Origin of the sequence: Arenibacter algicola (assembly GCF_000733925.1) — a bacterium.
GTDB classification, from domain to species: domain Bacteria; phylum Bacteroidota; class Bacteroidia; order Flavobacteriales; family Flavobacteriaceae; genus Arenibacter; species Arenibacter algicola.
In genome coordinates this window covers 427,846-443,362 of the sequence record NZ_JPOO01000001.1, presented here as the reverse complement: position 1 = coordinate 443,362, position 15,517 = coordinate 427,846, and the positions used below count along the sequence as shown (strand labels likewise).

The following is a 15,517-nucleotide window of genomic DNA, read 5'->3' as shown; positions in this document are numbered from 1 at the left end:
TTTATAATTTCATTAAAATTTTCTTGACCAAATATTCGGCCATCTCTCAATAATTACCTTGGTCTGCGTAAAGAATTCTATAGCATGTTTGCCCTGACCGTGCAGGTCGCCAAAGAAGCTATCCTTCCAACCACTAAACGGGAATTGGGCCATGGGGGCCGCCACCCCTATATTGATTCCGATATTTCCGGCATCGGCCTCATTTCTAAACCTTCTGGCATTGGCACCGCTACCGGTAAACAAACATGCCATATTTCCATAATTTCCACTATTGACAAATTTTAGGGCATCATCTATATTTTTCATAGATATAAGACTCATCACCGGACCAAAAATCTCTGTTTTAATCAATTCCTTATCCAAGGCTACATCCTCCAAAATGGTAGGATTTAGGAAGTTTCCTTTCTCATAGCCTGAAATGGAAGCATTTCGGCCGTCCAAAAGCACTTTGGCGCCTTCATCTATTCCTTTCTGGATCAGGCCTGTAATTCTTGCCTTACTTTCCGAAGTAATAACAGGCCCCATATTAACTTCCCTGTCCAGACCGTAACCAGTTGTTCGGGATTTAACGGTTTCATAAAGGGCATCCTTGATCTGTCTTTTTTGATCATCCACAGTGATTATTGTGGAAGCGGCCAAACATCTTTGGCCTGCACATCCATAAACGGAATCCGCTATGATTTTCGTGGACATTTCTATATCTGCATCCGGCAGGATCACCACCGGGTTCTTGGCACCCCCTTGGGCCTGCACCCTCTTACCATTGGCGGTACCCTTGGAATAAATATATCTGGCCACCGGGGTACTTCCCACAAAACTCACCGCTTTAATGGCAGGGTGTTCCAAAATAGCATCTACAGAATCCTTACCACCGTGCACTAGGCTAACAAGTCCCTTTGGGATATCCAATTGGTCCAAAAACTCAAAAATCTTCATCATGGTCATGGGCACCTTCTCGGATGGCTTCACCACAAAGGCGTTACCAGTAGCAATGGCATAGGGCAAGAACCAAAAAACGATCATACTTGGAAAGTTAAAGGGGGTAATGCAAGCGGCCACACCCAATGGCTGCCTGATCATCATCTCGTCTATACCAGTAGCAATGTCCTCAATAACATCTCCAGCCATTAGCATGGGCGTTCCACATGCCACTTCAATATTTTCGATTGCCCTTTGGATTTCTCCAACAGACTCCCCATAAGTTTTCCCGCACTCCTTGGTAATAATTTCCGCAAGCACTTCGGTATTTTCCTCCATTAGGGATTTTAAACGATATAACACCTGAACCCGTTTTAGCACCGGAACCTTACTCCATTCCTGATATGCTTTGGATGCCGAAGCTACGGCCAAATCAACATCCTTTTGTGTGTCCTTACCATAGGGAACCTTGGCCAAAACTTCCTGTGTGGCCGGATTTACAATGTCTATTGTTTCTTTGGATGTGCTCGGTGTCCAAGCTCCATCGATATAATTTTTTAGAGTTTCCATTTTTTAATTATTTAATAATTTTGATCATAGCAGTACTACTGGTTGTTCCAGAGCAATACATATATTAATATAGTAACGGCGCACAAACCAATGGACATGGGAATGGTGTATTTCCAAGCTTTCAGGTTTACAGCGCCAACATCGGTAATTTCATACAAATTCCCGTTGGGATAGAAATAGGACACTGAATACATTATGGCCACATTCAGCAAGAATTCTATACCCCATAGATGTACAAAATGTATACCGTGGCTAGTGTAGCCCCAGGTCATGAAAATATAAAAACAGAGTCCAAATATTAGGGCAACTTTAGCCCCGGTTGCAGAGACTTTCTTCATAAAGAAGCCCGCCAATAGAATGGAGGCAATGGGAATAAAAAATATTCCGTTAAGCTCTTGCAGCAATTGATAGAGTCCGTCCGAGGCATTGGCTACCATTGGGGCCGCGAAAATGGCCGCTACCGCCAAAACTGCGGAAGTGACTTTTCCAATCTTTACCAGTTTAACATCGCTGACATTTTTGGCAATATGCTTTTTATAAATGTCCATACTGAACAAGGTGGCCACCGAATTCAACACAGAATTAAAGGTACTCAATACCGCTCCCATGATTACGGCTGCAAAAAAGCCTATCAACCAAACGGGTAATACCTTTTTGACCAATTGAGGATAAACCGTGTCCTGTTGGTCAAAGTAGGTGTCCTGAAAATAATAGTAACATATTACCCCTGGAAGCACAATTATTAAGGGAATCAAGATCTTAAAAAGACCGGTTATCAAAAGTCCCTTTTGGGCCTCCTTCAAATTTTTCGCCCCCAAGGCCCTTTGGATAATCGTCTGGTTCATTCCCCAGAAATATAACTGATTAATAATCAATCCTGTAAACAACACTTCAAACGGCAACACCGAATCCCTTGCCCCTACCACATTAAATTTCTCAGGGGCATAATCATATACCTTCACCAATCCGTCCCAGATGTTGTTATCTCCTATGGCTAGTAGCGCCAATATTGGTATCAACAAACCTCCCAATAAAAGTCCAAATCCATTAATGGTATCGGAATAGGCCACAGCCTTTAATCCTCCAAAAATGGCATATATAGACCCTATGACCCCAATAATGACCACTGTAATCCATAATCCTTCAGATTTACTGACCCCTAAGGCCTCCGAAACACCAAAGAGGCTTTCTATGCCTATGGCGCCGGAATACAATACGATTGGCAGCAAGGTAACCACAAAAGAAAAGATGAGGATAGCGGCTACCATGGTCCTTGTCATCCCATCAAACCTACTTTCCAAAAACTGCGGTATGGTGGTCAATCCCATTTTTAAATATTTGGGGACAAAGAAAATGGCCGCGATTACCAATGCAATCGAAGAGGTAACTTCCCAGGCTATAACAATAAAACCATTTACATAGGAATTACCGTTCATCCCAATAAGGTGTTCCGAAGAAATGTTTGTCAATAACATGGAACCTGCAATAACGATTCCGGTAAGACTTCTACCTCCCAAGAAATAGCCATCGGAGGATGTTAAGTTTGTTTTTCTAAGACTATACCATGTAAAAAAGGCAACCCCTCCCGTAAAAATCAGGAACGAAGTTAAAATGATGATGAGTTCGGAATTCATAAGTTTGGTTGGTTATGGTCTATAAGTAATACTTCTGGGTCTTTTTATTTTCCAGAGAGGTCTTCAATGAATCCTTCACGGCATCCTTCTCGGATACTTCGGCTACTGCCACATCCCACCAGGCAAATCCGGGTACCGCTTTTTTACGGTCCACTTCAATATAGATCACGGTAGTCTTGTCTATGGTTTTGGCTTTTTCAAGTGCCGAATTCAGTTCCTTTACATTGGCAGCTTTAATTACATGGGCACCCATACTCGCGGCATTGGCTGCATAATCTATGGGCAACTTTCCTCCGTCCAATTGGTCTGTCTCCTCATTTCTATATCGGTAGTATGTTCCAAAGCCCTCGCTTCCAAGGGAACTGGACAAACTTCCTATACTGGAATAACCATCATTGTTCAATAAAATAATGGTCATTTTCTGTTTTTCTTGGATCGATGTTACAATCTCTTGGGACATCATTAAATAACTTCCGTCACCGACCATTACATATATCTCGCTATCTGGGCGTGCCATTTTTGCCCCTAGGCCACCGGCAATCTCATAACCCATACAGGAATAACCGTATTCCAGATGGAAGCCTTTCGGGTTTCGGGTACGCCACAATTTATGTAGGTCTCCCGGCAGACTACCTGCTGCACAAAGCACAATATCTTCAGGCTTGGAAAAGGAATTTACAGCTCCGATAACCTCTCCTTGAAATGCAGGCACCTCATTCTTTTCCGCATAGATATCCTCCACAAATTGGTCCCAGCTCTTATTATAGTTTTCCGCTTTTTTGCGATAGTCTGCATCCACCTCAAAATTGGACAGTTCCTTGTCCATACTCTCCAAAATGGCCTTGGCATCCCCTACCAATGGCAGTGCCCCATGTTTAAAGGAATCGAACTCCGTAATATTTATATTGATAAAACGCACATTAGGATTTTGGAAGGCCGATTTGGAGATGGTCGTAAAATCGCTATATCTGGTACCTATCCCTATAACCAGATCGGCCTCCTTCGCAATTTCTATGGCCCCAGGGGTTCCGGTTACCCCTGCAGCTCCCAAGTTCTGAGGTTCGTTATAACCCAAAGACCCTTTTCCCGCAAAGGTTTCGGCAACGGGGATTCCCGTTCTATTGACCAATTTTTTCAATATTCCGGTTGCATCGCTATAAATGGTACCACCTCCCGCAATAATCATGGGTCTTTTACTGTCCTTTATCTGTTGGATTGCCCTAGACAAAAGTGTTTTATCGGGCATAGTCCTGCCTACATACCAAACGCGTTTCTGGAACATTTCCACAGGAAAATCATAGGCCTCCGCCTGAACGTCCTGCGGAATACTCAGAGTAACCGTTCCTGTTTCCGCTTGGGAAGTCAATACACGCATTACTTCCGGGAGGGAGGTAATCAATTGTTCGGGTCTATTGATCCTGTCCCAATATTTGGAAACTGGCTTAAAACAATCATTCACAGATATATCCTGACTTAAATTGGATTCCAACTGCTGCAATACGGGGGCAACCTGTCTGGTAGCAAATATATCCCCTGGAATCAGAAGTACAGGAATCCTGTTGATGGTGGCCGCTGCCGCTCCGGTGAGCATATTGGTAGCTCCGGGGCCTATGGAGGATGTACAGACAAAAGTCTGCAACCTGTTCTTAACTCTGGCAAAGGCCGCAGCCGTATGTACCATACCCTGTTCGTTCCTGGCTACATAGTAAGGGAAATCCAGATTTTGGTGCAATGCCTGTCCTATTCCTGCTACGTTCCCATGTCCTAAAATACCAAGACAACCGGCAAAAAATTTGTTCTGAACCCCATCCCGTTCTACGTATTGGTTCTTTAGATAGGCAATCGTGGCCTGTGCCACTGTAAGTTTTTTTGTTTTCATCTCTTTTAGAATTAAAATCCGCCCTTTTGATTTATAAAGTCCATGGATTCTTCCAAGGTTGGCATGAAGTTGGCACAGCCCTTTTTCGTCACTACTTGAGCTCCACTGGCATTGCCCATTCTACATGCCTTTTTTAAATCCCAGCCTTGAAGGACGCCATATAAAAACCCGCTGGCGAAGGCATCTCCGGCTCCAAGTACATTTAAAACTGTTACTGGAAATCCGGGAACATCCTCTCTGGAGCCATCCTTTTGGTATATACTAGCCCCTTTCTCCCCCCGCTTCACGATTAGGGTCTCTATCCCGGAAGAAAGCAATTGTGAAATGGATTCATCAATATTGCCCTTTATTTCTGGGGCTGAAATTTGCTGTTCCTTAATGGTCACCTGTGAGGAATCGGTAAGGGTAGCGGCCAGTATTTCCTCTTCCGTACCAATCGCCATCTTCACTCTTGGGAGTATGGCCCTTACGGTTAATCCAAAAGCTCTATAATCGTGCCATTGGTCTGCCCTAAAATCCAGATCGAGCACAACGTCCACCTCATTTCTATTGGCTATTTCGGTAGCATAAAAAGTAGCACTCCTAGTGGGTTCTATATTTAATGCGGTACCGTTGATCAATAATATTTTATAGTCCGGAATATTGGCCTTGTCAACATCATCTATATCCACTTGACTATCTGCTGCATTATCCCTGTAATAGACCAAGGGAAATTTATCCGGAGGTTCAATTCCCAGCACCACTGCACTACTCCTACTGCCATTTTTTACTGGGATACAATGGGTATTGACCCCCTCCCCGTTCAAGAAATTGAGAATAAACTCGCCCACTTTGTCGTTCCCTACCGCTGTCAACAGACTGGCATTTACCCCCAATCTTGCACAGCCCACGGCTATATTTAGCGGAGACCCTCCCACAAAGGCATCAAACCCTTTAATATCATTAAATGGCGAACCAATATTCTGTGAATAAAGATCGATACTGGATCTTCCAAACGTGATTACATCAAATTTTTTAGTGCTCATTTCCAATTATTGATTATTCATTTCCGCAGTTACCAATGGCAATCTTTTGTCTTTTGAAGTCCATGAATTGTATATCCATTCATGATCGGGGTCTGTGGTATTGGCCAAGCATTGATCGGTACCGGCCAGGAAATTTAGATAGTAGCAATGAAAGCCATGCTCGGCTACCACCGGATGGAAGCCTTTGGGTATCAACACAACATCGTTATGTCTGGGCCTTACAATCTCGTCCAGCGACCTATCTTTGGTATAGACCTGTTGTATGGCGTAAGCCTCCGGCTTTTGAAATTTATAAAAATAAGTTTCCTCTTGTATTGGTTCCAAAACAGTCCCTTTTGCATCCACTATTCTTTCGTCATGTTTATGGGCCGGAAAGGAGCTCCAATTACCTGAAGGAGTATATACCTCCCGGACTACTATTTTACTGCAACCAAACCCTGGAGGGACTAGGTCATTAAACTGCCGGGTAGCATTATCCCCACCAAAAATAACTACAGGGGTATCTTCAGGCGTCACAAACTTGGCAGGAAAATCCTCCTCTACCTTGCACCATCCATAACCAATATCCAAGGAATCGCTCAATGCGGTCAAGCTAAATTTGCTGTTGCGAGATAAGTATAGTGTATGTGCCACTCCACTAAAAACATCTTTTCGGCCATTTTTGGTCTCCCAACTCCCCTGATTGCTTTCTACTTTAAAGTTACCGCTCAAAAGCACTATCACCATTTCGTTACCCTGGGTATCATGTTCCCAGGTTTCGCCCTTGGACATTAGCCTGGCTTCAAAATTGAGGTATTCCCACTGAGCCGATTTGGTGGTGATCTGATGGTATATTCCCGTTTTGGATTTTGGTTTTATTTGTAAATGTGAATTATGCTCCATAATATTTTATTTTAAATTTTCATGTCCCTCACCTTCCCAGTGGCCCCTAAAAGATCGAACTTTTGCAGCATAAATTTTTCGTATTCCGCTACATAGGTCTTCCCTGGGATCACAGGATCGAAAAGCTCGGGAGTATCCCTAAAAAATTCCCTGTGTACCCGTGTCCATAACAATCGCGTATCTGTAGCAATATTGATCTTGCACACCCCATACGCTATGGATTTCACAATCTCTTCAGGGGAAACCCCAGATGCCCCCTCGTTCAATTGCCCCCCAGCCTTATTGATCCGCTCTATTTCTTCCAGATTAACGGCAGAGCCACCGTGCAGCACTATAGGGAATTGAGGCAATCGGTTTTGGATTTCTTCCAAAATACTAAACTGAATACCATCTCCTCCGGAAAATTTGTAGGCCCCATGGCTGGTACCTACCGCGACCGCCAAGCTATCGCATCCGGTGAGCTCCACAAATTCCTGCACCTCCGAAGGCTGGGTGTATTTGGCATATTTTTCGTCTATGGACAAATCATCTTCAACTCCGCTTAACACCCCCAATTCTGCCTCTACAACTATATTTTTTTTATGTGCCTCCTCCACTACGGCCTTGGTTCTTTTTACGTTATCTTTAAAACTGTCATGGGAGGCATCGATCATAACAGATTGATAATCGTTGGACAAAATCGCATCAAAAGCATGTTCCTCGTTCCCATGATCCATATGAACTGCATACACCGCTTTGGGAAATATTTTGGCAGCTGCCTTAATCATGGCAATCAGCATTTCTGGCCCGGCATAATTCCTTGCGGCCGGTGTAATTTGCACTATAAAAGGTGCATTGGCCTTTTCCCCTGAACTAAAAAGTCCGAGCACCTGTTCCATCGTAAAAACATTGACGGCTGGAATGGCATACCTGCCATAACAATGTTCATAAAAAATTTTAGGCGAGACTTGCATGTAAAATTTGAATATAACTATTTATAGCCTTAATATTTTATACAAATAACAATAAATAATTAATGTTTCGAAGAATTTCGCATTAAAAGTCTATGCAAAGGTTTGCATTAGGAAACGGCCCTACCATTCCATTACAATTCCTTATTTCTCCTTGGAAGAAGCCCTGATAACCAGTTCTGGCTTAAAGACTTCCTTTCGAAAATCCAATGCAGTATTCTGGTTCTTTAAATGACTCAATAAAATTCTTGCGGAGAGCATTCCCATACTATAAACCGGTTGCCAAACAGTAGATAAAGAGGGAGTAATAAAAGAAGAATGAGGCTCATCATCGAACCCTATGACGGAGACTTCATCGGGTATTTGCAAACCCGTTTTTTTAGCGATGTGCATGGCCGAAATGGCTATTTTATCGTTGTAGGCAAATATTGCGTCCGGACGCTCAGTAAGTTCCAATAATCTTTTTGTGGCCTTTACAGCGTCTTTATGCGAAAACCCGGGAACATGTACAATATGATCTCTCTTTATGGAAACCTTATTTTTTTCAAGAGCATCCAGGTACCCTTGAAGCCTTTGTTCTGTAGTACTAAGGTTTAAAGGACCTCCTAGGTGGGCTATATTTTTACAGCCTGTGCCAATGAGGTAATCCACTGCCTGGAATGCCCCGAAATAATCATCTACCAACACCTTATCTGCCTCCAGTCCCGGACAGTCCCTATCAAAAACCACAACGGGAATACCGCTTTTCTGAAGCCTGCGGAAATGATCAAAATTCTTGGTCTCGGATGAGGGTGCCACCAAGACCCCGTCTATCTGGATCTTGGACAACCTCTTTACAATGGTCAACTCTTCCTCATAGGATTCATTGGACAAACAGATCATAATATTGTATTCGGAATCAACAATTACGTCCTGTATCCCAGTAATTATTGCGGAAAAAAAGTGGCCCGTAATTTCTGGCACTATCACTCCAATGGTATTGGATTTTTTTTGCAGTAAGTTCAACGCTAAAAGATTGGGTTGATAATCCAATGCTTCCGCAAGTGCCTTAACGGCATCCTTGGTCTCTTTTTTTATGGCCGGGTGATCGTTCAAGGCTCTGGAAACAGTAGAGGGAGCTATATTGAGCTCCCGTGCAATGTCCTTAATGGTAACGCGGCCCTTCTTCATAAAAAGTCCCTATTTACAATCCTAATTTCCCTTTTCATTTTCCAATTTATTACACGATGCGGACCCTTAGAACCTACTAATTATTATTTAGGCAATTATATTCCGAAATTAGGCAATTGGAACTTGTAAACAAAATACACTACAACTACTTGAGGTAACGGCCGGCAAGCACAAAAAAAAGGGTGGGCAAATATTTGCCCACCCTTTTCAAAAGTCAATTCCTTTTAATCTTCCTAGTATCCTGCGTTTTGAACCAAGTACCCATCAAGGATAGAGGCTCCATCAACGGCACTTTGTGGTATTGGAAAAAGGCGTTTCTGAGGATCTGAATTTGTTTTTTCGGTATAAGAGTCCTCATATTTTCCAAAACGTATCATATCCGTACGTCTTTGGAATTCCCAATAAAACTCAAATCCACGCTCTCTATACAGTAAATCCAGGTTCATTTCATCAAGTGCAGGAGCCGTATGCCTAGCGGTTCTAGAAGCTCTAACAAAATTAACATCGGCAAGAGCGGCACCAGCATCTCCCTTTCTTAATGCTGCCTCCGCACGCATCAGGTACATATCGGCCAAGCGCAAAACTACAAGATCTGCCTGTCCTTTGTTTCTTCCAGAGTCCGAAGTCTTACTGAACTCATACTTCAATACCCTATATCCATTACTATGCGAACTATTGGTAGTAAAATCGATTTCCAAGGAATGAAAAACAGGATCCCCTACCTCGGACCTACGGTTTACAACCAGGTCCACTACGTAATTGTCACCATCGCATCGCTCAAAGGGATCTCCGCCCTGATCGTGTTGCAAGCCATACAATAGGCCTCTATAAATACCCCTGTCCACTTCAAAATCTTCGGCACTCACACATCCGGGTTCATTGATCAAATTATCCTTATGGAATCTGGGATCTGCATCTGCCGGATCTACATCACCATAAGCATCTACCCAGGTCTGATAGAAATCTGGAGTAATTGCCGCGGCATCGGTACCATTGGCACTAGGAAATTCTGGCAAGGGGTAAAAATCTCCAGACATAGAGAAATAGGCCATACGATTGTGACCATCCAAATCTGGACGTTGATCTATAGCAAAAATCAACTCTTTATTGGTATGGTTTTCATCATCAAAAATCTCAAAATATTCTGCAGATAGAGCATGCTCGCCTGAATTAATTACCTGGTTGGTATATTGGATAACCGCATCCATATCTGCTGCGGTAAAATTAGGTGTCCCATAAGGATCCCTATATACGGCCGCATTCAGATATATTCTCGCCAACAATGCCTGAACACCTGTCTTTGTCATTCTACCCGGTCCAACGGCAGTCGTTGTAGATAAATCGGGTTCAGCTGCTTTCAATTCACTTATTAAATAATCCACTGCCTCACTACCTCTTAGTATAACTGACTGATCATCAATATTATCCTTAACGAACACCAAACCAAATGCGTCCAATAAAATATGGTTAAACAGTGCCCTCATGGCCTTGGCTTCCGCTAAGTAGACAACTGCTTGGGGATTTGTTTCTGCCAGGGGTTCCAGAGCATTTATGGCACTAACCGATCTTGCTATATGCCTGGTAACCCCGTTCCATACATCGCTCATAATACGATTACCAGGAGTCATGGCATGACGATACAAATCTGAAAATTTACCTCCATCACCCCAATCGGTACCACCTCTGTAGGGCAATATAGCTTCATCCGTAGAGATTTCCTGCATAGAAAAATAATTCGTATGCCTCCAAATATTGTTATTTGCATTTGCATAAACCGGGGCAATAGCTGCCACAGCTTCATCAATTCCTTCTGTACTGGGATTCAAAGATTCGTCCAATATATTCTCCTCAAGATCCGTACAATTCCAATTCAGTAACATGCTGCCTAACAACAGTGTTAATTTTATATTGTTTTTCATATCTATTTTTATTTTTTATTAAAAGGATACATTCAAACCAAAAACAAATGTTCTTGCCTTAGGGTAGGCGAACTTATCAATACCAAAGGATTGAATCCCATTGGTAGAACTATCCGTATTCACTTCTGGATCATAACCGTCATAATCCGTAATAACGAATAGATTTTGACCAGTAAAGCTCAATCTAAATTCCTGGAGCCAATTTGAAGCCCATGACATGGATTTTGTATCGAAAGAGTATCCAAAGGTTAAATTATTTAATCTCAAATAAGAACCATCCTTTAAATAACGTGTGGAAACGGCTGCCGAATTTATGATACTTTCTTCAGGATACTCTATGGCAGCTGCTGTTGTGTTGTTAGATTTGCTCAACAAGGTTTTGTAAAAACTCCCCATAGCGGTATGGTCATATATTTCATTTCCGGATACCCCGTTAAAATTGGCATTAAGATCAAACCTTCTGTACTTCAAGTTTAGATAAAAATTATAGGTCATGTCGGGCAAAGCACTTCCAACAATGGTTCTATCCTTTTCGGTAATCTCACCGTCCCCGTCATTGTCCGCAAATTGCGAAAGACCATCAGGACCAATTCCTGTGAATGTCTGCATGTAAAAGGCCCCGATAGCCTCTCCACTAACAAATCCGTTAATGGTAGCATCTGTAAGCCCCTGACCAGAAGCGGATCCAGTTGTTACAATGGTAAAAGGAGAATCTTCCACTAAATTATCTATAAATGTGGCATTTACTCCAAAGCCGTAGGAAAGACCGTCAGGGTTCTGCTTGGAATAATCCAACGCAACTTCAAGCCCTTTGTTGGTAATTGTCATGCCAGGAACATTTGTCCAATAGGTAGGAGCCGGTACAATTGGATCTACAGGTGTAACCTCCAATAAGATATTATCGGATACTTTATGAAAATAATCCAAGGTACCTGTTAGACTTCCATCGAATAATCCAAAATCAACACCCACATTGGATTGGGTAGAAACCTCCCATTGAATGTCCGGGTTGGCAAAACGGGTATACTCGGATCCCACGGGATAAGGACCATTCTGATCAATTGGATAACTCACATTGCTGGAGTTACTAACCCTAAAAGAGGCTTTCGTGATTTTTCCGGGAATTTCCTGGTTACCGGTCTGGCCCCAGCCCGCCCTTAATTTTAAATCGCTAAAAATAGACCCCTCCATGAAGTCCTCTTCTATGATCCTCCAAGACCCTGCAAAGGAAGAGAACACACCATATTTGTTGTTTCCCCCGAATTTAGAGGAACCATCGGCCCTAACCGTTGCAGTAAACAGGTAACGATCTTTAAAGCTCCAGTTGGCCCTACCAAAATAGGATTGCAACTCGTCTTCATATGTACTGCCCGAAGGTCTATGGTCAACTATATTGGTATCCCCACCCAAACCAGGGTTATTACGAGGATCTATACCAGTGTCGGCCGGAAATTCATCAATAGACCAACTACTACTTCTTGAAAATGTTTTTTGATAGGAATGACCCCCTAAAATACTTAGGTTGTGGTCTCCAACATCAAAGGTATAGGTCAAGTAGTTTTCAATTAGATTATTTTCATACTTCCCAAAAGACTGTCTTAAAAAACCTAAATCGTTCCGATCACTATTGGCAATCGTTTGTTGATCCCTATCCGATGATCTATTCTCATAACCTACGTTTAATTTATACACCAGACCATCCAAAATTTCAAAGGAAGGTGCAATATTGATTAAAATCCTTCTAGATTCCGAAAAGTCACCGTTATATTTATTGGACAACAATGGATTGTTCCAATTAAGAGGGTTGTTAATTTCCCCATCAGCCGTATAGGCATCAAAGGTAGGGTTGGTAGAATACCCCAGATTATTATTTCTGGATTGCTCGGTAATTGTAGTATTTAAATTGTAATCAATTTTCAATCGATCTTGCAACAATTTTTGGGTCACATTAATCCTTGCACTTGTCCTTTTGAGACCTGAGTTATAAACAATCCCTTCCTGATCTTGCAAACCTAAGGAAGCATAGTAATTGACCTTTTCGGTACCCCCTGATAAAACCAAGTTGTGGTTTTGAGTAATGGCAGCCCGGGTCAATTCATCCTGCCAATCGGTGGAACCTCCTCCATCAATAAGTTCACTCCCTGGAATTGCAGCCACTTCCCTACGGAATTCATCAGCGGTGAAAACATCCAGTTTACGAGCCAATGTAGAGACGCCTACATTGGTAGAAAGCGATATTTTTGAAACACCGGCCTTTCCATTTTTCGTGGTAATGATTACAACACCGTTGGCTCCTCTTGAACCATAAATAGCAGTTGCCGAGGCATCCTTCAATACATCGATGGATTCTATATCATCTGGATTGATAAAATTCAAAGGGCTTTCCCCTGAACCTGTACCTGCCAAGCCCAATGGAAATCCATCCAATACAAATAACGGCCCAGATCCCGAACGAATAGTTCCTTGTCCACGGATCACAATACGCTGACCACTTCCAGGCTCACCACTTGAGGAGGTAACATTTACACCCGCAGCCTTACCCTGTATAAGTTGGCCCGCATTATTAACGACTCCCTTATTAAAGTCTTCGCTGGTAACCCGTTTCACCGCACCAGTTACGTCCTTAATTCTTTGGGTTCCATAACCTACAACGACCACCTCGTCCAATAATGATGAGTCTTCCTGCAAGACAGCACTCACATTAGTTTGACCGTTGAGTGGATACTCCTTGGTAGCATAGCCTAAAAAGGATATCGCGAGAATCGCGCTTTCATCCGATACTTGTATGGTGAAATTACCATCAAAATCGGTCGTAGTTCCATTGGAAGTTCCTTTTTCCAGCACGGTTGCACCTGGCAAGGGAACATTCTGTTCATCGGACACCGTACCGGTAACAGTGGTCTGTGCCCATGATGTCATGGATGTGCCTATCACAAAGACAAACATCAAAAATTTCAGTTTCTTCATATTTTTATGGTTTAAATTAGTTTTGTCATAACCAATTTAACACATAATTAACGATATCGGAATTTTCAGGACTTTAAAAACTATGCAAAGGTTTGCATTTCAGAAGTAAGGCCGAAATTTCTTACAAACAAATATGCCTTAGTCAAAATTCAGTTTTCCTAGTTTAATACAGCCCACTATGAAGCCACATTAATAAATATTAAGCAAACCCAAAACTATGGTTTTAATAAAGATCATACTACTTACTTCGTCCAGGAAAAAAATATAAGACCTCATTGTCAAAGACCCACAACTACGCTACCGATTAATAAATGCTTGGTTATTCACGGCAAAACTATATAAATGCACGTACGAAAATGAAGCGGTTTTATGATTTTACCTTGGCTTTACAGTTTAATAACAGGGACTTGGTTTTATTGCACCTACATTACTTAAGAGCAACATATATAGGTATAGGAAAGATTGAATTTACACTAGAGGAGGAGGAAAAAATTTAAAATTTTTACCACTATTTAATTCATTCTATGGTATTTACAGTGATGTTTACTAAAGAAAAACATTGATTGCAATTTACATGAGGCAACTGTTGATCACTTTTGTATTCCGGTAACCCTAACTTAACATTAAAGTATCCCTACCTAGTTATTATGATGAGTTTTAAAGTGTCCAGAGTAAATTTAGCTCGAGCAATTAAGGAATAATTCCATGTAGTATACAGACCAAAAAATGACCTTGATGAATAACCGACAAGTTTTCTGAAAGAAAATATAATCCCTTTGAGCCTTCTATAAAGATATGCCTTTAAAAATCGAAAGTATAGAGCACCCCCACATTAATAGTGGACCATGTAGCACCATCCAAGGCAATACCGGTATAAGATAAATTGACTTCAGTTTGGGCACCCATCAAATAAGCAATTGTGGGCCTATAGTACAATCCACCGTCATTGCCATCATTTATTCCTATGGCCTGACCAACATCGCCCCCAATGGAGAACGAATTGGATGTCCAAAATCTAACAGATGCGGCGAGTGGCACAAATTGAATGTTGGGCAAATCCTCTGCGAAGAGCTCCCTATCATATTTTTCCGGAAATCCATTTACAAAACCTACCATAACCCCAAGGTCTATAATTTCACTTAATCCCCATCTATATCCCAGATCCACTCCGGCAACAAGACTAAGCTCATCTTGAAACTCATCCAAGGGCAGCCCCCCGTGAATTCCCAATTTCAACCCCTTTTGGGCAAACAATCCCATTCCTAAAAGTGCAAAAACAAGGGTTACAAGTACTTTTTTCATAAATGTTGGTTTTTATTTTGGTTTGGCATAAATCTAGAATCTTCTTTATTCTAGACCATATTTTTGTTGTAAAACCTACAAAAAAGGTTGTGGGAATGCTCATTATCCGGCCCCGCAGTATGCCAAGGTTTAGAATCTGCGTATACTCAATACCCCCACGACACCTATAAATTACAATTATCATGCTCTCCCAAAACCCAGCCAACTCAACCTTGGCAAAACAAGGACCCCTATTACATAAACATAATTATATATTATTTATGCCTTAAAATTATATTTTAAAATAAAATAGCATAAAAAT

At 41.9% G+C, this 15,517-nt stretch carries 10 protein-coding genes; all 10 read right to left on the bottom strand.

Annotated features, from left to right (window positions below; all coding sequences use genetic code 11):
- Nucleotides 1-12 precede the first annotated feature (12 nt).
- The 10 genes from U735_RS0101845 to U735_RS0101795 all read right to left on the bottom strand — a co-directional run bounded on the left by U735_RS0101845 (nucleotide 13) and on the right by U735_RS0101795 (nucleotide 15,216).
- On the bottom strand, nucleotides 13-1,488 hold the full coding sequence (locus U735_RS0101845; RefSeq protein WP_031442198.1) for a CoA-acylating methylmalonate-semialdehyde dehydrogenase: 1,476 nt from the start codon (nucleotides 1,486-1,488) through the stop codon (nucleotides 13-15).
- Nucleotides 1,489-1,523: 35 nt separating this feature from the next.
- On the bottom strand, nucleotides 1,524-3,122 hold the full coding sequence (locus U735_RS0101840; RefSeq protein WP_031442197.1) for a solute:sodium symporter family transporter: 1,599 nt from the start codon (nucleotides 3,120-3,122) through the stop codon (nucleotides 1,524-1,526).
- A gap of 19 nt (nucleotides 3,123-3,141) precedes the next feature.
- The gene (iolD, locus tag U735_RS0101835; RefSeq protein WP_031442196.1) at nucleotides 3,142-5,001 is read right to left on the bottom strand and encodes a 3D-(3,5/4)-trihydroxycyclohexane-1,2-dione acylhydrolase (decyclizing); all 1,860 of its coding nucleotides are present in this window, start codon (nucleotides 4,999-5,001) and stop codon (nucleotides 3,142-3,144) included.
- 11 nt (nucleotides 5,002-5,012) lie between these two features.
- Nucleotides 5,013-6,026 (bottom strand): 5-dehydro-2-deoxygluconokinase, encoded by a 1,014-nt coding sequence (iolC, locus tag U735_RS0101830; RefSeq protein WP_031442195.1) that lies wholly within the window; start codon nucleotides 6,024-6,026, stop codon nucleotides 5,013-5,015.
- Nucleotides 6,027-6,032: 6 nt separating this feature from the next.
- Nucleotides 6,033-6,908: a 5-deoxy-glucuronate isomerase gene (gene iolB, locus U735_RS0101825; RefSeq protein ID WP_031442194.1), complete on the bottom strand. Its 876-nt coding sequence runs from the start codon at nucleotides 6,906-6,908 to the stop codon at nucleotides 6,033-6,035.
- Nucleotides 6,909-6,919: 11 nt separating this feature from the next.
- Nucleotides 6,920-7,861 carry a class II fructose-bisphosphate aldolase gene (locus U735_RS0101820; protein ID WP_031442193.1) on the bottom strand — a complete coding sequence of 314 codons (942 nt, stop codon included), beginning with the start codon at nucleotides 7,859-7,861 and terminating at the stop codon, nucleotides 6,920-6,922.
- 141 nt (nucleotides 7,862-8,002) lie between these two features.
- On the bottom strand, nucleotides 8,003-9,028 hold the full coding sequence (locus U735_RS0101815) for a LacI family DNA-binding transcriptional regulator (RefSeq protein ID WP_031442192.1): 1,026 nt from the start codon (nucleotides 9,026-9,028) through the stop codon (nucleotides 8,003-8,005).
- A 233-nt stretch (nucleotides 9,029-9,261) separates the two neighbouring features.
- Complete coding sequence (locus U735_RS0101810) at nucleotides 9,262-10,947, bottom strand: RagB/SusD family nutrient uptake outer membrane protein (protein ID WP_031442191.1); 1,686 nt, start codon at nucleotides 10,945-10,947, stop codon at nucleotides 9,262-9,264.
- Nucleotides 10,948-10,965: 18 nt separating this feature from the next.
- On the bottom strand, nucleotides 10,966-13,914 hold the full coding sequence (locus tag U735_RS0101805; protein ID WP_051891828.1) for a SusC/RagA family TonB-linked outer membrane protein: 2,949 nt from the start codon (nucleotides 13,912-13,914) through the stop codon (nucleotides 10,966-10,968).
- An 801-nt stretch (nucleotides 13,915-14,715) separates the two neighbouring features.
- Nucleotides 14,716-15,216: a hypothetical protein gene (locus U735_RS0101795; protein ID WP_031442188.1), complete on the bottom strand. Its 501-nt coding sequence runs from the start codon at nucleotides 15,214-15,216 to the stop codon at nucleotides 14,716-14,718.
- Nucleotides 15,217-15,517: the final 301 nt, after the last annotated feature.

Bases quoted from the DNA above. Each gene is read 5' to 3' on its own strand.
- U735_RS0101845 (WP_031442198.1), bottom strand. From the start codon at position 1,488: ATGGAAACTCTAAAAAATTATATCGATGGAGCTTGGACACCGAGCACA.
- U735_RS0101840 (WP_031442197.1), bottom strand. From the start codon at position 3,122: ATGAATTCCGAACTCATCATCATTTTAACTTCGTTCCTGATTTTTACG.
- iolD (WP_031442196.1), bottom strand. From the start codon at position 5,001: ATGAAAACAAAAAAACTTACAGTGGCACAGGCCACGATTGCCTATCTA.
- iolC (WP_031442195.1), bottom strand. From the start codon at position 6,026: ATGAGCACTAAAAAATTTGATGTAATCACGTTTGGAAGATCCAGTATC.
- iolB (WP_031442194.1), bottom strand. From the start codon at position 6,908: ATGGAGCATAATTCACATTTACAAATAAAACCAAAATCCAAAACGGGA.
- U735_RS0101820 (WP_031442193.1), bottom strand. From the start codon at position 7,861: ATGCAAGTCTCGCCTAAAATTTTTTATGAACATTGTTATGGCAGGTAT.
- U735_RS0101815 (WP_031442192.1), bottom strand. From the start codon at position 9,028: ATGAAGAAGGGCCGCGTTACCATTAAGGACATTGCACGGGAGCTCAAT.
- U735_RS0101810 (WP_031442191.1), bottom strand. From the start codon at position 10,947: ATGAAAAACAATATAAAATTAACACTGTTGTTAGGCAGCATGTTACTG.
- U735_RS0101805 (WP_051891828.1), bottom strand. From the start codon at position 13,914: ATGAAGAAACTGAAATTTTTGATGTTTGTCTTTGTGATAGGCACATCC.
- U735_RS0101795 (WP_031442188.1), bottom strand. From the start codon at position 15,216: ATGAAAAAAGTACTTGTAACCCTTGTTTTTGCACTTTTAGGAATGGGA.